Genomic DNA, 18,483 nt, shown 5'->3' on the forward strand with positions numbered 1-18,483 from the left:
GGCCGGTCGCTTGGTGCGATCACGTGGGACCCGAGCGTCGACTCCACGGTCTGCCGCGCCCACCAGCACGCGGCCGGAGCCCGAAGGCAGGGCGACCCGCAGGAGGAACCGCCGGGCGGCGCCTTCGCCGAGCCTGGAGACCACGGGCCGCGACGCTCACGCGGCGGATTCACCACCAAGCCGCGCCTGGGCCTGTCTCTCAGATACGTCTGTGACATCGTCGTGCTCATGATCGAGTCATGGTCGACTCGGCGACTTCCAGGGTCGGCATCGCTTGGCACAGGGGGAAGGCATGCTTCACGGTTCATTCAACGATTCTTCGGCGCATGACCAGAGCATGCGCTGGAAGCTCGGCGGGTCTGGGTGGGCTAGGTGGTCGTGGTCGGTGAACGATGCCGAACAGAAGGTGCACGCCTCGTACATAGGGCCTGAGGTGCTGGCCGGGTTCATGAGCGGTGTCCGGGCCCTGCTCCTCGGTTGCAGTGCGACCTTCGTGACGTTCGTCGACGAGCCGAGCGGGACGAGAGTCTTCTTCAACCAGACAGGGAAGGAGGTCTTCGTTCAGATAGTGGAGTTTGCGGACTTGAACGAGCCGTCGTCCTGGTGGTCGGACGCGAGGCTGGTCTGGGCAGGTCGGGTACCAACAAAGGCGTTCGTCAAAGCCTTCATGGCCATGATCGAGGAGCTTCTCTCCAAGCATGGGACAGACGGGTACCGGAGGCGCTGGGGCTACGAGTTCCCCGTCCTGGAGCGGGCGGCCCTTCAAGCAGCGCACAGCTCCCGCTGACTCGAACCCGGCTCCGCGTCCAGACCACGATGGCCGCGAGGTGGAGTGCGCCCTCGTAGGCCCGCAATCGCCGGAAGCTCGGCTCCCGCACGGACCAACCACCACGTTTCGATCCGGCGGACTACCGCAAGCGCCACGCGGTCGAGTGCGGGATCAACCGCCTCAAAAGGCACCGCGCCGTCGCATCGCGACGCGACAAGCTCGAAGTCCGCTACGAGGCGACCGTCCTGATCGCTGTTGTCAACGAGTGGCTGTGACCGGAACCTGTCGCTAGAGCTCGTGGTCCTGGGCCAGTTCCTCCCAGCGAATGCTGCGCAGCACAAGGTCGGCGTCCTTGCCCGAGGGGACGTCCAAGCCGGTCTGGAACCAGATCACGGTGAGAGCGGAACGGTGCAGTACCGGGTCGAGTTCAAGGGCGACCGCTGTCGAGCGGAAGGCGCCGACGCAGGCCACGGCGGGCAGCACCTCGACGGGGCCGAAGGCGCCGGCAGCCTGGTCCGGGTACTCGCGGGAGGGGGGAATCAGATGGACCGGCGTGGAGGGAAACGCACGTTCAGCCTGCCGCTGAAGGCTCCTGACCTTCATGTCGTTGACGGGCTTGCACGGGTAGCCCTCCAGCATCCCTCCATAGGTCGAGGACATGCGCAGCTCGGTGAGCTCGATCGAACGTCCGGATGAGAGGACTATGCGGCTCAGCGACATGCCGACACCCTATGTACAAGATTCACTTCCGATACACGGCTTAGAAGGGTGGGTCGTTCGCGCAGCCCTGCTCCCGCACCGGCGGATCGTCGGCGGTGGCAGGGATGTTCGGGTCGAGCACCCTGCGCAGGACCGCCTTCGCTCCGGCGCCGCCGTGGTGCGCGAGGGACCGCAACCACGGCAATTCGCCCGCCATGCGGTCGAGTTCGTCCGCGGGGATCGCCTCGAGGGTGGTGCACAGGTCGTCGGGGGCGGGGTCGTCGACCAGGCCCAGCCACGCCAGCGCGGCGCTCGCACAAACCACGAGCGCGTGGGCCCGGTTCGCCCAATGGGCGCGAGTGAGGGCGGCGGCGTCCTCGTGCCGGTGTTGGTGGGCCAGTTGCGCGATCGCCTGGATCAGGCCCGCGCGCACCCGCAGGTCGCTCTCACCGCGCACGCGCTCGTGCAGGGCGGCGGAGATTGTCTCGGCACGGTGCGCAGCGGCGGAAAGGACGTAGGCCGCGCCCATCCGCACCTGTGGGTCCGGGTCGTCCAGGAGCGCGATCGGGATGTGCGCGTCGGTGGCGATCGCGGCGCGTGCCGCCTGCACGGTCCAGTCCTCCCGTTAGGCGCCCGTGTCGAAGCGCGTGTGGTCCCCGCCGACCCGCAGCAGGCCCGCCCGCGGCGCGGCGCCGCGGTAGCCGTCGCGTGCCGCCTCCGCGACCAGGTAGAGCACGCCCACCCGAGGGAGCGTCGTGCGGTCCGCGGCGATCCGCAGCAGGAACGGTGCCGCCAACGCCGCCGGGGCGTACCGGGTGCCCTGATCACAGACCGAACCCGCCAACGAGGACAGACAGTCGCCGGCCACCGCCGCGTCGCCGGAACGCAGGCCCTCCAGGAGTTCGGGCACGTCCGCGGCCGAGCCGTAGGCGTGGGCGAAGCGGTCCCACGGCACCCGCTCGTACACGAACCCCGCCCGCACCCCCACCGGCATGCCCGCGACGACCACGCGCACGTCCCGCTCGGTCCCGCGCAGGCCCTCGCACCCGTGCACCCACGACGTCGCATCGAGATCGCCGTCCACCCGCACCCTCTCCTTCCGAGCCGCGTCACACCCCCGCGGTCCCCACGTGGGTCGTTCATGTCCCGGGCGTCCATGGACCTTCGCCGGGCCGCTGCCGCGGGAACCGGCCGTGCTCGGCCACGCCTTCGTACCTGTGGAACCGGCTGCCGTGCGCCGGCTCATTCACGATGCGCGCACCCTACGCCCGAACGGCACCCGTTCCGGCGGCCATCCACGCCCGATGCGTAGGCACACCCCGCCCGGACGGCCGTGGTGTTTCCGGGCGGAAGGCACCTGCGCAGCCCTGGCGCACGGGCCCTGTGCCGCGGGCCGTCAGGCGGCGGCGCGGGGCGTGTCGCCGAGGCGGCGCAGCGCGTCGTTCAGGTCGGTTTGGGTGTGGTCGAGCCGGCTGCTGGTGATGTCGGTGCCGGCGGTGGTGTGGTCGGGTCGGCGGTGCAGGCGGGGTTGTTCGTCGGGGTTTGCGGCGCGGGCGTGGGTGATGGCGTGGCCGGCGCGTGCGGCGGTGGTGAGTTCCTCGCCGGCGGTGTCCAGGTAGGCGCGGGTGGCGGGTTCGGTGACCTTCGCGAGGTTGGTGGGGTCGGTCAGGGCGCGGGCGATGGCCTCGAGGGTCTTTCCGGTGAGCTTGCGGGCGGTCAACGCCGGGGGCAATCCCGGCAGTCGGGCCAGATGTGCGAGGACCGTGCTCTCCATCAGGGCCAGGGAGTAGGTCAGTCGTCCGAGTTTCGACAGATAGGTGTCATCGGGAAACATGCGGGCCATTGTGCGATACCAGTCCGACGTTCACGGCCGCCGGGCGGCCCACCCCGAAGCCCTTGTCGTGGGCGTCCTCCTGCGGTCCGGGTCCCGCCAGCCGAACGCCTCACGGGTGGGGCATTCTCTCGGGCCCGGTGCCCGCTTCGACGATCGGCGTCGTCCGGATCTCGTGCGACGAGCACTTACATCGATCCGCGGGACGGCTCGCATCCTGGGTCGTGTGGCGAGTTCGTGCTTCGAGCGGGAGGTCGCGCGTCGGCGGGGCTGGCTCGTGGCCGACCGTGTGCTGGATGGGGCGGCGTATGTGGCCGTGTCGTCGAGTCCCGGTAGTTCGCGGTGTGTTCGGTGCCGGTGACCACTTCGTGCCGCAGCCCCGGCACGGCGGCTGCGATGCGCAACGCGTGATCGAGGTCGGAGTTGACGGAGAACCGGTCGCGCCAGGTGTAGGCCCGGGTGGGTGCGGCGGCGCCCGCGAGTGCGGCGACGACGCCGGAGTCCTTGCCGCCGGACAGATCAGTGCTGGGGTTCCGGGCGCCCAGGACGCGTGTGGTGACGGCGCGGGTGAGCGCGGCGGCCACCCGTTCGCGACGGTCGTCCCTCGCCTCGGGAGCGTCGGGTTCCGGCGCGGGGTGTACCCGGACTCCGTCGTCGTCGATCTCCAGGACGGCCCCGGGTGGAACGCGGTGGATTTCGTGGAAGAGGCTGTGCGGGCCGAGGGCGTCGATGCCACTGACCGTCGGGGCACAGACCGCACGCACGAGATCGGGGCCGGCGTCGATTGCGGCGGCCAAGGGAGAGGCGGCGTCCGCCCACAGGACGGCGGGGCCCCGCCGCGCCCAGTAGACGGTGCGCAGGCCGGCCGTGTCGCCGCGGATCGTCAGGCTCGCGCCTCGGCGTTGGACGGCCAGGAACGAGCCGGCGAAGGTCCGGGTCGTGGGCCACCAGGGCGCGGGCGCCACGAGGAGTTCGCGCAGGCGCTCGTCGCTCGCGCCGCACACACCGGCGATCCACAGTCGACGCGTGCCGGCCGCGAACACGCGGACGACGCCTGTCGGGTAGCCGGTGGTCCAGATCGGCGACCGGGGGTTCGTGTACTCGACACTGCCTGCCGGACGAATATCGAGTTCCACGTCGGGGGGCATCCAGGCCCCCGCGATCATTCTCACGGGCCCTCCATGAAGGGTTTCCGTGTGCATCGAGGGAAGGTCCTTCCGGCCGCCGGGAACGATCGCAACGTCGTTCCCGGCGGCGCGACCGACCGGTACACACGCGGGCGTACCGTCGGTTCTGCTCAACGGGCGGAGGGGGCCACGCCGGGCCGCTTCTCCTTGTACATCGTTCCGTCGATCCGGTTGAAGTTGTTCTTGCCGAGGGTTGCCGCCTTCGCGTCGCCACCGTCGACCATCACCGGCGAACGGTACGTCGTCCTCCTCCGGTACTCCTTCGCTGCGATGTCCGGCTCCGCGCCGGACCTTCCGGTTCCGGCGTCCGCCGGTGACACCAGTCCACCGCCTCGGTCGACGGCGGGTGGAGGTCAAACCACCGGACAAAGCACGGACTAACCACGGACATTGCGTGGGGACGACGCGCAAGCCGCCCCGACGGACGGGTGCCTTGTTCTACGGTGGGGACTCGGTTCCCGTCGTTGTGCCCGGGGGTGCCTGATGGGCAGCACGGCCTCCATCCACCGCACGCCGAACGCGTGTCTGCGCGAGCGGGCCCGCGCCCGAGGCTGGACTTCGGCCAGGGACCTCGCCGAGCATCTGGACGAACAGGCCGGACGCCTGGGGCTGAACGTCTTCTTCGACGAGCGCACCGTGCGACGCTGGTTGGCGGGGCACAGCCGCTGGCCCCAACGCGTCCACCGCGACGCGCTGGAGCGGATCTTCGGAATGGCCACCGAAGAACTGGGCTTCGTGGATCCGACCCGATCATCGGTCACGAGCGGGCGCGACGGGGTAGGAATCGTCCCAGCGCCCGAAGGCGCGGACATCGTGGCCGCATCGGCGGCCTTGGGAGGCGCGGACGTGGAACGCCGGGAATTCCTCACCGCCACCGGCACGGTCCTGGGCCTGCTCTCGTTCCCGGGCGCACCCGCCGAGGCCACCCCGAGGACACTCGCCCGCACCGGCACCGTCCACGTCGGCGCCACCGAGGTCAACGCCATCCGCACCATGACGACCGCGTTCGCCGACGCCGCCGCGGAACTCGGCGGCGGCCGCGCCCTCGCCGTGCGCTACCTCACCGGCACTGCGGCACCCTGGCTCGCCGGAACCTACACCGAAACCACCGGCCGCGACCTCCACGCGGCCGTCGGCGAACTCGCCCACCTGATCGCGTGGATGGCCCAGGACGAGGGCCGCACCGGCGCGGCCCAGCGCTACTACGCCCACGCCTTCCGTCTCGCCGAACTCGGAATCGACCGCGAACTCGCCGCCACCGCCCTGCGCGGCATGGCCGTCCAGGCGATCGACGCCGGTCACCGCGCCACCGCCGTGCGCCTGGCCGAGGAATGCGTCCACCACGCCAAGGACCTCCACGCCCCGCGCGCACAGGCCTACTACCAGGCCACCCTCGCCCAAGCCGCCGCGCTGGACCAGGACCACGCCACCGCGACCCGTCTCCTCACGTCGTCCCAGACCCAGATCGAACGCGCGCCCGCCACGAGCACCGGCACCTCGTGGGCCGACCACTACAGCATCGGCCGGTGGTCCCACGACACCGGCATGATCCTGGCGCGTCTGGGCGAACTCGACGAGGCCCGCACCCATCTCCACCGCGCGCTCGACATCCACGGCCTCGACCGCAAGCGCACCCGCGCGATCGTCCTGGCCGACCTCGGCGAAGTACACCTGCGCGGCGGCGACACCGACGGCGCCATCGCCACCTGGAACGACTTCGTCACCTGCGCCGACGGCATCCGCTCCCTCAAAGTCGACACCGCCGCCCGGGACATGCGCGCCCGCCTGCACCGCCTGCGCGGCGACCGCGTACCCGGCGCCGACGAACTCGAACAACGCGCCCGCGCCACCTGGACACCCGACATCGCACAATAGGCAACAGGCCGGACCGGCAGCGCACACGGCCACGGAAATCCCCGCACCTGCAGGATTGCGCGTTGTAGGTCGCGCGTCACCCTGGTCGTCGGCTTTCGGGCCGGCTCCGCAGCGTACCGGTGTGCGGTCCGGGCTGAGGGATAAGCTGCCCTGCGTCGGTATCGACGCAGTCGCGAGGAACAACATGCCCCGCCTCGGAACCCCGAGCACACACGCGACACGCCGTCCGCGCCGAGGTCGAAGGTCCGCTTTGCTCAAGAACGTGAATGTCGGCGGGCTTCCGGACACAATGCCTTTGGTGGGATTTCCCTGCTTGGACAGGGTGGCGACCGACCTTCGGGTCGGTCGGGGATCGCAATATGCTGCGTGCGGCGTGGAATCGCCCGGACGCCGCGTGGCGACCGACCTTCGGGTCGGTCGGGGATCGCAATGCGGCGCCGGTGTCGGCGGCGGCGAGGGCGTCCTCGTGGCGACCGACCTTCGGGTCGGTCGGGGATCGCAATGTCGTGCCCGAGGTCAGGAATCGGAGTCGTCGCCCAGTGGCGACCGACCTTCGGGTCGGTCGGGGATCGCAATCCTCCGGGCGGGCCGAGGGTCGCAACCTCGGGGGCGTGCTGGGGCCGACTCCGGATGTGCCAGTGGCGGTCAGCCTCCAGGCGGGCCGAGGGTCGCAACTACGAACCGCCGATCGTCATTGGTGGCGGGGCACTTGTGGCGGTCAGCCTCCGGGCGGGCCGAGGGTCGCAACGGCAATGCAACCCACGACCACTCGGCGACGTCGAAGTGGCGGTCAGCCTTCAGGTTGACCGTGGATCGCAGTTGCTCGTAGCTGCGACTCAGCTGGGCCGTGTCCGCGTGGTGGTCGGCTCTCGGGCTGGTTCGACGGCGTACCGGTATGCGGGCGGCGCCGACGGATAGGCTGCCCTGTGTCGGTATCGACGCAGTCGCGGGGAACAACGTGCCCGGCTTCGGAACCTCAAGCACACACGCGACACGCCGACCGAGCCGAAGTCGAAAGTCCGCTTTGCTTGAGGACGTGAACGTCGACGGGCTTCCAGACACGGTGTCTTCGGCGGGATTTCCCTGCTCGGGCAGGGTGGCGGTCAGCCTTCGGGCTGCCCGGGGATCGCAACAACTGCCGTCTGATCTTGCCGTATCGGGCCCATGGTGGCGGTCAGCCTTCGGGCTGCCCGGGGATCGCAACTCGGGCCTGCCGGGGGGTTGATGGCCGAGGCGGGGTGGCGGTCAGCCTTCGGGCTGCCCGGGGATCGCAACGGCATGGGGCGGGACGTGTTCGGGGTGGGTCCGAGTGGCGGTCAGCCTTCGGGCTGCCCGGGGATCGCAACTTACTCTTCCTACTTCACACGGCCGCAGGGCGCTCGTGGCGACCAGCCTTCGGGTCGGTCGGGGATCGCAACACGATCGGCGCCGGCCGGGCCTACATCCAGGGCACGGTGGCGACCGGCCCTCGGGCCGGTCGGTGGATCGCAACTCCGCCCACCACGACGAACAAGCCGACGTGGGGAAGTGGCGACCGGTCTTCGGGTCGGTCGGGAATCGCAACTCGCCGAGCGTCTGACGACCCTGACCCGGTCGCGTAGTGGCGACCGGTTTTCGGTCGGTCGGGGATCGCAACGCCAGCGGCGCCGGGCTGGTGCGCGGATCGATGCAGAGCAGCGGTGAGACTTCGGGCTGGCCGAGGGTCGCAACATTGCCACCGAGGCGGCATTGCTTACCCCGGTGGGTGTTGCGGTCAGTCTTCAGGCTGGATGACCTGGGGTTCCACCAGCCGGTAACACCATTCTCATTCGGTTGCATCTTGCCACCCTGTGTCGTCTGAGGCGAAGGGAACCTCCGGCCGGAGTACGGTAGTTCACCCCAGTCGCCCTCTCCGTGCCCGTCGAGTGGCGATGGATCCGGGCCGGCTGGGATCGCCGCCATCGGTGCCGCCTCCATCTTGGACGGGGACATCGGCAAGTACCGGAGGCGTGTTGCGTACGTGTGCCCCGAGCACGGCGAAGAACCGAATCCCCGCTCGCACGGGGCCGACCGAGGTTGAGCGGGCGCGGTTTCGGGTGAGCCGGGACATCCCAACTGAGCTTCCTGGCCTGGATGTCGGCGAGGACGGCGGCGCGCACTGTGTCGTTGATGCGGGGCGGCACATTGTCACCGCCTCGCCTGGGCGAGGCCCCGCGCGGCGGCGGGGCCTCGGGGTTGTGCCGGGTGGGTCAGCAGGCGTCCCAACGCCATGTACCACTCTCGCGCGTCCAGGGTTGCCCCTTGCGTTCGAGGGCGGGCACGCCTACGTCGTAGGAGGCGCGGGCCATGTCGCCGGACATCTGGTCGACCCTGATCGACTTGATGGTCAGCGCGCCGTAGGTCTTTTTTGCCTCGGCAGCGAGGGTGTCGTACTCGGGCTTGCTGATCTTGTCCTGGCACCTGGTCGACAAGATCGGGTAGGCACCGGCGCCGTTGCCTTTGAACAGGTACTCGGTGTAGGCCCGAACGGCGGTCTCCAGGGCGGCCGTGTCCGGCACTGCGGCCGTTTGCCCGGCGGCTGACTGGCTGCCCGCAGCGGCGGGTACCGCCGCAGGCTTGGCGCCCTTGTCGTCGTCTCCGTCGCCGCCGCAGCCGGTGGCGAGGAGACCTGTTGCCGCCAGAACGGCGGCGGTCGTTGCGAGTCGAGCGATGCGCTGCACTGTGCCCCCAGGGTGTGGATGTCCTGGGTTAGACCGTCGAGGCCGTTGCGGGGTTGCACGGGTCACCCTTTCGGGTCGGCCGGGAGTGATGCCGGTGGCCGACCAGATGGCGGTCGACCTTCGGGCCGACCGTGGATCGCAACCGGTTAACGCCAGCGAGCACTCGGGAGGCACATGAGTGGCGACCGGCCTCGGCCGGTCGGGGATCGCAACGACCTGTACGCGCCGGGTCTGGAGGACAGCGCAGTGGCGGATTCGGCCGCCGGGATACCCGCGTGGCGGTCGACCCTCGGGCCGACGGAGGGTCGCAACTACGAGGCCGTGCCGCGGTTCGTGGCGCGCAAGGGAGTGACGGTCAGCCTTCGGGCTGCCCACGTGGCGGTCGGCCTTGAAGTTCGTTGACATCCGATGTGGAGAGCGTGACCGGTCTGCGGGATAGGCTGCGTCGGTGTCGGTGACGAAGTCGCCGCAGGGGACAGTGTTTTTTGCTTCGGAACCCCGAGCACACATGCGACACGCCGGGTGCGCCGAATTCGAAGGTCCGCTTTGCTCAAGTACGTGAATGTCGGTGGGCTTCCGGACACAGTGCCTTCGGCGGGATTTTCCTGCTCCGACAGGGGTGGCGGTCAGCCTTCGGGCTGGCCGAGGGTCGCAACCTCGCTTCGTGCAAGGCGACGGCGGCTGCGCGGGAGGTGGCGGTCAGCCTTCGGGCTGGCCGAGGGTCGCAACGCGAAGCAGTACCTGCCGAACGCCGTGGCGGGCCGTGGCGGTCAGCCTTCGGGCTGGCCGAGGGTCGCAACGACGACTCCGCGCTGAAGGCCGCGAACCAGCTCGCGGTGGCGGTCAGCCTTCGGGCTGGCCGAGGGTCGCAACCACAGTCGGCACACCGGCTCGATGCCGGGGTGGGGTGGCGGTCAGCCTTCGGGCTGGCCGAGGGTCGCAATGACAACGCCGGCTACCGCAAGGGGGACCTGTCGTCGACCGAGGGCCGCAATGAGCTGGGCGACCTCGGCGAGCGCGCAGCGAGTGAGTGGCGGTCGGCCTTCGGGTCGACCGAGGGTCGCGATACGACGCGAACGGACTCGTTCGCGTGGGCCCGAACGCCCTCGCGTCGATCCTCGACGCCTGTTGATCCGGGTGGGCCCACCGGCCCGTCCGCTGCTCGGAGCGGCCGGGTGGGCCCACGCACTCACGGACGCGTCGGTGTCCGTCGCATCGCAACCGACGGGTGGATCGTCAGTAGCAGTCCAGGCTGGAGGCCGCGTCGTTCGACTGCACGTTGGGCGAGCTCGCGCCCGGCAGCATCCTCCAGATGCGGCCGCCGCCGGCGCCGTAGTCGTTCCAGACGTCGACGAACCTCGACGGGGAGTTGTCCGCCCAGGCCGACGCCTGGTCGTTGAAGCCGTAGTCGGTCAGGTTGATGATCAGGCCCGAGCAGATCGCCGGGATCGCGTTCCAGGCGAGCATTCGCCCGCCGAAGCCGCTGTGCTCCCACAGACAGAACTGGTTGTAGCCGCAGTCGGCCGCGCCGCGCAGGCTTGCCAGCTTCAAGGTGACGGCGCCGTTCTGCCAGGAGACGGTGTCCGCGCCGGTCTGCACGCCGCCGGGGTGCTCGGCGAGCACCCGGGCCATCTGTGTCCGTAAGGATGCCGCCGTGGGGGCGGCGTCGGCGACGCCTGTGCCGACGGGTAAGCCGAGGCCGACGACGACCGCGGTGGCCAGTGCGGCTGACTTGATCTTCATTCGATACCCTCGCTGTCCGTTCGCATGGATACGTTCGGTACGTTCGCGCGGTTCGATGGATCGAGGAACGGGGCGGCGGGGGTTCCCGGTGGACCCTCGCGGACTCTCTCGCGTAGGGCAGGACGTGCTCACCGGACCGGTTCTGCTCCGCGCCGCTCCCGTACCCATTAAGTCGAACCCGAGGCACCCGGGCAAGCAAACACGATATGAACTCCCGCCCTGGTCAAGGCAATTGCCAACCCTGGAACCTCATTACCCGGCACCCACACCCCGTCCTGCGGGCACCGCGCCGGCCCGGCCGGGAGCGCACTTCCGTGCCGCCGGCGGCCGGTGAAGGAGACGCTGCGCCCGGGCATGTGCCGTTCGTCGACCAAGTGTCATCGCAGCCCGGTCGCCGGTGCGCTCTCGCCGGGCGTAGCCGGGGCCGCCGGGGAATTCACCTCCTCCGAGATCATCCGTGCCGGGTACTCGCGGCGCCGGAGCAGCTCAGCCGGGAGTCCGGGGATGATCACCTTCGGGGTGTCGTACAGGGTCCCCGTCCACGCGAGGTGGCGGTCGACCCTTGGGTCGACCAAGGATCGCAGCCATCGGTCTCGACTCCGCCGTCGACGCGGACGTCGGCAGGCACGGCGGCGCGTCGCGTACGCGGGCGCCGAAATCGTCGAGGAACCGAATCCCCCGCGTGCGCGGGGCCGACTCGGACGCCGCCCGCAGGCGCGGCACCGACCACGGAACATCCCCGCCTGCGCGGGGCCGACGCTGGATGACCCGGGGTTCTACCAGCCGGTAGCAGCGTTTTCCTCGGCTGCATCATGCCATCCATGCGTCGTCTTCGGCGAGGCGAATCTCCGCCGCCACGGCGGTAGTTCACCCGACCGACCCCTTCCGTGCGCGGAGGCGGCGGTCGTGCCGGACCGACCGGCGGCGGCCCGAGCGGGGGCAACTCGCGCGCTTCTGGTCCAACATCAACCCCTGCGGCAGCTTAGGCGTCGCGGCGCAGTGTGAACCAGAAGGTCGGCACCGAGTTGGTGCCGGGTGTGACGTCGAGCAGTTCCCAGCCGGGGAATCTGGCGCGGAGTTCGTCGGCTGTGACGCCTGCCGCCCATGACGTGATCTCGGTGGTCGAGTTGCCGTGTGGCTCGGGGCCGTATCCGAACATCAGCAATCGTGCTCCGGGAGCGGCGCGTTGGGTGAGCCCGGCGGCGTAGGCGTCGCGGCGATGCAGCGGGATGCCGCAGTAGCAGCTCAGGTCGAAGAACAGGTCGAAGGGGCCGGGCGCGTCCAGGTCGTCGAGGCGGGTGGCGTCTCCGTGCAGCAGTCGCACCGTTACTCCCGCCTGCGCGGTCTTCTCCTTGGCCTGGTCGACTGCGCGGTCGATCAGGTCGACGGCTGTCACCTTCCAGCCGTGTCGTGCGAGGTGGATGGCGTTGGTTCCGGTGCCGCAGCCGAGTTCGAGGGCGCGGCCGGGCGGCAGTGCGCCGTGCCCCTCTGTCAAGGTGACCAGCTCGGGCGGTGTCACTCCGGTGTCCCATGGTGCCTTGCCGGTGCGGTAGTAGCCCTCCAGTGCGCGGTGGACGGCTTCCTCTTCCGGGTTTCGCCGTGTCGAGGCCGGGTCCGGCTTCCGGGTGGTGTTGGACTGGTCCATCGTCTCCCCCAAGAAATTAGAGTCAATCTCTAGTGTCGAACTCTAGAGATATGCTCGCCACATGGACAATGTCAAGCGGCCGGACAAGCGCGCCGAGCGCTCACGACGCACGCGCGAGAAGATCGTCGAGGCGGCTCGCGAGCTGTTCGTCGCGCGGGGTTACGGGGCGACGAGCCTGCAGGAGATCGCGGATCGGGCGGGCGTGGCCGTCCAGACGGTCTACTTCGTCTTCCGCAACAAGCGCACGCTGTTCAAGGACGTCGTCGACGCGTCCATCGCCGGGGATACCGAGCCGGTCGCAACGATGGATCGTGAATGGTTTCGCGCCGCGTGCGCCGAGCCCACCGCAGCCGGCCAGCTGCGCGCGCACGTCCGCGGCACCCGCGCGATCCTCGGCCGGGTCGCCCCGATCATGCCGCTGATCGCGTCGGCCGCAGCCACCGACCCCGAAATCGCCGCGCAGTGGCCGGACGGCCCCGACCCGCGTTACACCGTGCAGTACGCAGCGGCCGAAGCCCTCGCCCGCAAACCCGACATCCGTCCCGGCCTCTCCGTCGAGATGGCTGCAGACCTGCTGTTCGGCCTGCTCAGCCCACAGCTCTACCTAATCCTCGTCCGCGACCGCAACTGGTCACCGGACACGTGGGAAGAGTGGGCCCGCAGCACCTTGACCTCCCAGCTCTGCGCCGACCCCGGCTGAACGGACGGACATCACGACGTCCTCCAGCCCGCAAAGCCGGTACCCGACCACCCGGCCGACACCCGTGCCGAACCCCACACCGACAGGATCATCCCGGCCACCCAAGTCGTCGGACCAGTAGGCCGTGGTTGAGGTTCGGCCGCGACGTCGCGGTCCAGACGGTAGGTGGCCTGCTGGCTGCCGCCATCCTTGCGGTGGTAACCGTGTTCGTCCTCCCGTAGGTCCGGGCGCGTGCCCCGGGTCGGCGTCGGCCCGGGACACTGCTCACCCGAGGGCGATGGCCCCGACGGCGACCACGACGGGCAGCATCAGCGGCAGGCAGGATCCCCATCCGCTTCGGCGACTTCCTTCCCGGCCTTGCCGGCGAGTTGTCCTTGCGTCTCGGGCCCGGGGAGCGACCCGCCGGGGGACCACCGTGCTCCCAGCAGTTGTCGGTTCCGAATGAGTCTCGACCACATCGCTGGCTGCGCCATGAGCGGGCGTTGCACCGTCCCTTCGGTCATGGTCCTGGTCGGAGTGGCTCACCGTCTCGTTGGGCGGTCTCGCACCGTTCCTGCTGTACACAGGCACGATCCCGGCGGCGAACCTGGCGATCACCGCCGGGGGAACCGTGCCGGTGTGGCCCGGGATCACCGCCCCCGCCGCCGTGCCCGTGGCCGCCCTCGCCCCACCCTGCGCAACGCCGTCCTCGAACCATGTACGGGCTGACCAGGCTCTGTCCGGGCACACCTCGCGAGCCGCCGCCGGGGTCGCCTTTCCGTAACCAACCCTCGTCGTGGCGCCGACCGGACCATCGCACGGCAGACAATCCCTTCGCCCCACCCGATTGCCAAGGCTGTCTTCGACCACACGCGGCCGGGCGTCCGAGCCCACCCGGACACCGACGAACGCCCCGCCGACATCCTCGACCACGATGATGGGGAAGCATCCTCGGTGCAATGCGGTAGCGTCCCACCCGCCGCATCCCGCGGTGTCGGGGAGTTTGGCGACAGCATGCAGGCGCCAACCACCGAGACGACGGGCCATGGGCGCGACGCGGAGTCGTCGGCCCGTGGGTAAGCGAGTTTGACGCCCGAGATCGCGCACGCGCATGTTCTGCCGTGGCTGCCGGCACGGAACCAGATGGCCCATCCGCTTCGTCCGCTCCGGACCAACCGACCGACGACAACGACGGGCACCATCCCCTAGCATCGATCCCTTGCCGCGAAGTGCGATCCCCGGAGCGGGACCTCGGTCGGTCCGGAGCGGACACCGCCTCGGCCGGGATCACGGACACTCGCTGAAGGATTGCCAACTCCGCTCAGAGCAACGAGAGTTGTATCCGATCCATTGGCGCACCCCACGCTACCGAGTCCGGTCCTCCCATGGCGCGCGCATGCGGCTCCATTGCGTACCACGCCGACACCGTCGCAACGGGCGCCAACCTCAGTCCGGCACAGGCGCCCGAACCGGCCGCGTCCCCGGCAGAGACCGCCACGCCGAGGACGGCGGTGGCGAAGCGCGGCCCGACGCGGCAATGAACACTCACGTCCGCGAGGCTCGTTCACGGTGCGACGGACTCCAATGACGGCCGACCGGCAACGCGCGAGACACGACGGCGCACTCACAGCCCGGGCCGAACGCACACGTCGAGGACGACGAACCACACCCGACCGACGCCCTCCTCGGTCGTAACCGACCCACCACGCGTCGGCGACCCGCCCTGCGGCGATCCCCCAGTCGTGGCGACGGCGAACGAAGAGTGGAGGTACCGTCCCCACCCGCCGTCGCGGACACCGACCCCGGCCGCACGTAGTCCCGGGCGGGTCCGACGACGACAAGGCGGATTCGACCATGCGCGGCGCCCCGACACCTCGCGAGCGCACCCACGCCGGTGCGCCTCACACACCGTGGCGCCGTGGCGCTTCCCGCATCCGCCTCTCCCACCGGTGGCGCCGCGAACTCCCCGAACGCGGGCACACCGACGCCTCTTTCGTCGACTGCCTCTACCCGAACAAGCCGCGGCCGATCCCGGACTCGCGCCCGCCTCCGGCACCCGCCGCCCCCAGCGGTTGAAGCACCACGCCCCAACCCGGTTCAGGTACAGACGCGTAACGCCTCGCTCCCAGACGGATCCCCGGCGCACGCAGCACCGCAACCCGTGACCCGTGGCTGGATCCTCCCCTGCCCTGCCTTCCCAAGGATGGACACCCCATGCACACGCCTTCCGCCGATCCACCGCCCGCGTCCCGTACACGAACGTACGCCGGAATCCGCGACGAACCGCAACCACGACAACCCGCCGCCCCACGGCGCTACGCCTCGCCCCGGGCATCGTCCACCCGAGAAACCGCTCCCCCCATCGGCACGCACGACGGCGGCAGGTACCGTCCTCGCAGCCCGGCAACCCTCGCGGACCGCCGTCGCGCCCCGATCACCACGGGAGCGAAGACCGCACCGGCCCCCGCGGATCACCAGCCTGCCTCCGCACCCCGCCACCCACGCCCGCCCCGCTCCTCGCCGACCGCCACCGTCCCGCTCGTCCGCTCAACCCACGCACAGGAAGTGGGATCCACCGCCTCGCGTCGCGTCCGACCGCGGGCGTGGCTGCGCGCCGTGGCCTGGCTCATCGCCACGCGCGCGCACCCCAAGGCCGGAACGACCACCGCCCGTGTCGCACGGGACCTGGCCGCTCGCATGGACCACCACGAGGGGACCGTGATCTACGGCCTCGACGCCACCGCCGAGCGCCTGCGGCTGTCCCGCGCCACCGTCAAACGACACGTCGCGATCCTGCGCGAACTCGGTGCCCTGGCCTGGCGGATCCACGGATCCCGGCGCAACCTGCGCAGGCCCGGCCGGCCCTACACCGCCACCGGCACCGTCTACGCCGCCGTCGTCCCGCCCGCCTACGACCACGCCCACGGCCACCGCATCTCCGGCCACGGCTACACCGCCCGCCTGGTCGGCCTCACCCCCGCCGGCCGCGCCCGAGCGGCCGCCTCCACCATCACGCCCCCACGACGTCCCACCCTCGCCTCCACCCGCGCAACGGCCCCCGACACCCGCTCCGCCGCGAACGATCGGACCCCGCACGATGCGCCCCCTTCCCTGAACATCCCCACTCCCCAGCCTCGGTCCTGGTCGATAGGTGGGTTCAGGGACACACGCACGCGCCGCACCACACGGGCCTTGTCCGCCCGGCCCGCCGCAGCCCGCGCCAAAGCGGGCAACGACCGTGTCACCGGCGGCCGTTCCCCGCTGCAGGTGGCCCGCGACGTGCGTGTCGCCGCCGCGGTCCGCGCCCGGGTGACCTGGACCGCCCACGAAACGCTGCGCCGCCTCGCCTGGGCCCTGCGACCGCTGATCGACCGCGGACTCGACGGCCCCCGCATCACCGGCGAACTCACCGCGTGGGGCCTGGACGACTGGCACCCGCAACGACCCGCCGCGTTCATCACCGCCCGGCTCCGCCACGAAGCCGCCCTCGACGCGCAACGCGCCGACGAACACGCCGCCGCCGTCCACCCGATGAACAACCCCGCCTGGCGCGCATGCATGAACCGGCTGTTCCCACCGCCCCCCGACCCGACGGACGTACCACCGCGCACGAACGAGGCGCGCCGCGCGGCCCGCGCCGCGGGACGCCACGACCTGGTCCGCGTCATCGAACACCTCGAAAGCGACTTCGCCGACGCCCTGGACCTGTACGGAACCGACCTCGTACGACGCGCGGGCAACCTCGCCGCGTCCACCACCATCCACTGGGGAACTCACTGACCCCCACCGGCGATCGGTCATGGATCGAGCCCGGCGCCCGACGCGAGGCGTACGAACGCCACCCGTCCACGCACGTGAACCTCCGCTCGGCGACGACATCGCCCCGGGGGTTTCGAGGTCGGCCCCCGCGAAGCCGGACGGGGATGTCTTCGTACGTCGCTCCCGCCTCGACGGCCGAGCACCATGTCGCCCAACCTCGGACCCGTTCTCGTATACCGAACCGGGACTTCCCCCTCAAGAAGCGCGACGAAGGCCGCAAACACCTCCGGGCCGTCATCACCCCGGCACGCCGTCGAGCCGGCGTCCTGTGGGCCCTCCTGCGTGACAACCGGGTCTTCACCTCCGCCCCGCCGGTCAGGCAAGCGGCTTGACTCCGTCATCGAGACTCCTTGGGCGGGTGTGGTGGCCGGAGTCCGGTGGTCGGTCATTCGGGTGCCCGGTCGGCTGGAGTATGGCGACGGGGAGGACATGGGGCGCCACGAGGTCGGTGGTGCCGTCGGCCCGAGTGACGGCCCGGTACGCGTACGGCGCGCAGGGGGCCATGCCGTCGGTGACGCCCTCCTTCCCGCCCTTCGGCCGGCGCACGACGACTTCGGTGTCATCGGCGTAGTACGTGAACTCGGGCCGAACATCACGGAATCGACGAGGCGGGTGGCCGTGGCGACCCTCCCTGTCCGGCTGATCGATGCGGGCCGTTCACGAGTGCGGATCGACCTGCAGTTTCGCCAACGAACAGGTAGGCGATTTCCCACATCGGGGAAGATCGTTTCCCACAGCCCGAAGAACGCGTCGCGACCGCCCGTTCCGTCGGGGAGGCTTGCCGCGCTCGGATGGTTGCGGGACTTGGCTGATCAGCCGCGGGCGGCATACGCGCCGGGTCTTCGACTGGTGGCTTTGTGGGTGGGTCGTGGAAGCATCTGCTGCTCGGCGGGGGAGACAACCTGCGCCGCCGAAGGGTGATGCCGCCGAGGTCCGGATCCGCCCGCGCGGAGCCGTGACGCAGAGTCAGGAGTTCGGCAACTCGTTCTCCCGGGGCTGGACTTGGGCCTCGATGATCTTCCGGGTACGGGTGATGCCCTGTCGCCATCGCAGACCGTCGCCGGTCTCGTCCCAGAGGTCGGCGACCTCGGAGTCCGCGGCCACGACCCGGCCGAGCGCTTCGACCGCAAGCGCGCGCAGGTCGAAGGAGAGCAGCGGGACGGATCCCTCGGGGCCGTGGCTGGAGTCGATCGGCACTCCGGCGGGACATTGGGCTGCGATCAGTGCGGCGGCGGCGGCGACGGCTTCCGTCCCCTCGAAGGCATCGAGGTAGCCGCGGGTAGCGATCGCGGTGGTGAGTGCGTCGCGGATGATGCCTTCGCGGTCGGCTGCGGGAGCTTCGTCCAGGGTGTCGGCGAAGTCGGCGCCCATGTCGTTGTCGAAGGGGCCGATGTCCCAGGTGCCCATGCCGTTCCTTTCACGTCGCTCCATCGCCGATGTTCGCGTGGATCACCGACACGCGGCTCATGAAGCGATGACGGAGGGTGTTTCGAGCACTGGCATCCGATGGGGGTCCTGGTCGGGGGCCGGTCTGCGG

14 protein-coding genes, 2 pseudogenes and 1 CRISPR repeat array are annotated in these 18,483 nt (G+C 70.4%); of the genes and pseudogenes, 7 read left to right on the forward strand and 9 right to left on the reverse strand.

What is annotated here, in order from left to right; all coding sequences use genetic code 11:
* Positions 1–6 precede the first annotated feature (6 nt).
* Together ACWGR4_RS30450 and ACWGR4_RS30455 are read left to right on the forward strand one after the other, a co-directional pair.
* A pseudogene (locus tag ACWGR4_RS30450) lies at positions 7–189 on the forward strand (IS5 family transposase); the annotation flags it as partial.
* A 148-nt stretch (positions 190–337) separates the two neighbouring features.
* Entirely contained in the window at positions 338–787 is a 450-nt protein-coding gene (locus ACWGR4_RS30455; RefSeq protein ID WP_452129488.1) for a hypothetical protein, read from the forward strand.
* 270 nt (positions 788–1,057) lie between these two features.
* Here the strand turns inward: ACWGR4_RS30455 and ACWGR4_RS30460 are convergent, their stop codons facing one another.
* From ACWGR4_RS30460 to ACWGR4_RS30480, 5 genes are all read right to left on the reverse strand, one after another.
* Positions 1,058–1,489: a hypothetical protein gene (locus ACWGR4_RS30460; protein WP_452129487.1), complete on the reverse strand. Its 432-nt coding sequence runs from the start codon at positions 1,487–1,489 to the stop codon at positions 1,058–1,060.
* A 40-nt stretch (positions 1,490–1,529) separates the two neighbouring features.
* A complete protein-coding gene (locus ACWGR4_RS30465; RefSeq protein ID WP_452129486.1) occupies positions 1,530–2,078 on the reverse strand; it encodes a hypothetical protein in 549 nt (182 codons plus the stop codon).
* A gap of 15 nt (positions 2,079–2,093) precedes the next feature.
* Positions 2,094–2,552, reverse strand: a complete 459-nt coding sequence (locus ACWGR4_RS30470; protein WP_452129485.1) for a hypothetical protein — start codon at positions 2,550–2,552, stop codon at positions 2,094–2,096.
* Between the two features lie 312 nt (positions 2,553–2,864).
* Positions 2,865–3,302, reverse strand: a complete 438-nt coding sequence (locus tag ACWGR4_RS30475; protein WP_452129484.1) for a hypothetical protein — start codon at positions 3,300–3,302, stop codon at positions 2,865–2,867.
* A 185-nt stretch (positions 3,303–3,487) separates the two neighbouring features.
* Complete coding sequence (locus ACWGR4_RS30480; RefSeq protein ID WP_452129510.1) at positions 3,488–4,465, reverse strand: asparagine synthase-related protein; 978 nt, start codon at positions 4,463–4,465, stop codon at positions 3,488–3,490.
* A 504-nt stretch (positions 4,466–4,969) separates the two neighbouring features.
* On the opposite strand from ACWGR4_RS30480, the gene ACWGR4_RS30485 reads away from it, so the two are divergent.
* Positions 4,970–6,361 carry a tetratricopeptide repeat protein gene (locus tag ACWGR4_RS30485; protein ID WP_452129483.1) on the forward strand — a complete coding sequence of 464 codons (1,392 nt, stop codon included), beginning with the start codon at positions 4,970–4,972 and terminating at the stop codon, positions 6,359–6,361.
* Between the two features lie 2,228 nt (positions 6,362–8,589).
* Here the strand turns inward: ACWGR4_RS30485 and ACWGR4_RS30490 are convergent.
* Positions 8,590–9,060 carry a hypothetical protein gene (locus tag ACWGR4_RS30490; RefSeq protein ID WP_452129482.1) on the reverse strand — a complete coding sequence of 157 codons (471 nt, stop codon included), beginning with the start codon at positions 9,058–9,060 and terminating at the stop codon, positions 8,590–8,592.
* A gap of 174 nt (positions 9,061–9,234) precedes the next feature.
* Here ACWGR4_RS30490 and ACWGR4_RS30495 point away from each other — a divergent pair, with 174 nt between their 5' ends.
* Entirely contained in the window at positions 9,235–9,462 is a 228-nt protein-coding gene (locus tag ACWGR4_RS30495; RefSeq protein ID WP_452129481.1) for a hypothetical protein, read from the forward strand.
* A gap of 217 nt (positions 9,463–9,679) precedes the next feature.
* A CRISPR array of direct repeats spans positions 9,680–10,127; the repeat unit is 37 nt; unit sequence GTGGCGGTCAGCCTTCGGGCTGGCCGAGGGTCGCAAC.
* Positions 10,128–10,296: 169 nt separating this feature from the next.
* Here ACWGR4_RS30495 and ACWGR4_RS30500 read toward each other — a convergent pair.
* On the reverse strand, positions 10,297–10,803 hold the full coding sequence (locus ACWGR4_RS30500; protein WP_452129480.1) for a peptidase inhibitor family I36 protein: 507 nt from the start codon (positions 10,801–10,803) through the stop codon (positions 10,297–10,299).
* A gap of 982 nt (positions 10,804–11,785) precedes the next feature.
* The gene (locus ACWGR4_RS30505) at positions 11,786–12,460 is read right to left on the reverse strand and encodes a class I SAM-dependent methyltransferase (RefSeq protein ID WP_452129479.1); all 675 of its coding nucleotides are present in this window, start codon (positions 12,458–12,460) and stop codon (positions 11,786–11,788) included.
* Between the two features lie 49 nt (positions 12,461–12,509).
* On the opposite strand from ACWGR4_RS30505, the gene ACWGR4_RS30510 reads away from it, so the two are divergent.
* The 3 genes and pseudogenes from ACWGR4_RS30510 to ACWGR4_RS30520 all read left to right on the forward strand — a co-directional run.
* Positions 12,510–13,148: a TetR/AcrR family transcriptional regulator gene (locus ACWGR4_RS30510; protein ID WP_452129478.1), complete on the forward strand. Its 639-nt coding sequence runs from the start codon at positions 12,510–12,512 to the stop codon at positions 13,146–13,148.
* Between the two features lie 2,595 nt (positions 13,149–15,743).
* Complete coding sequence (locus ACWGR4_RS30515; RefSeq protein ID WP_452129477.1) at positions 15,744–16,907, forward strand: cell wall protein; 1,164 nt, start codon at positions 15,744–15,746, stop codon at positions 16,905–16,907.
* A gap of 215 nt (positions 16,908–17,122) precedes the next feature.
* Positions 17,123–17,278, forward strand: a pseudogene (locus tag ACWGR4_RS30520) (IS110 family transposase); the annotation flags it as partial.
* A 634-nt stretch (positions 17,279–17,912) separates the two neighbouring features.
* On the opposite strand, the gene ACWGR4_RS30525 reads toward ACWGR4_RS30520, so the two are convergent.
* Positions 17,913–18,353: a DUF4259 domain-containing protein gene (locus tag ACWGR4_RS30525; RefSeq protein WP_452129476.1), complete on the reverse strand. Its 441-nt coding sequence runs from the start codon at positions 18,351–18,353 to the stop codon at positions 17,913–17,915.
* Positions 18,354–18,483: the final 130 nt, after the last annotated feature.

The sequence above is a fragment of the Embleya sp. NPDC055664 genome (assembly GCF_053618075.1).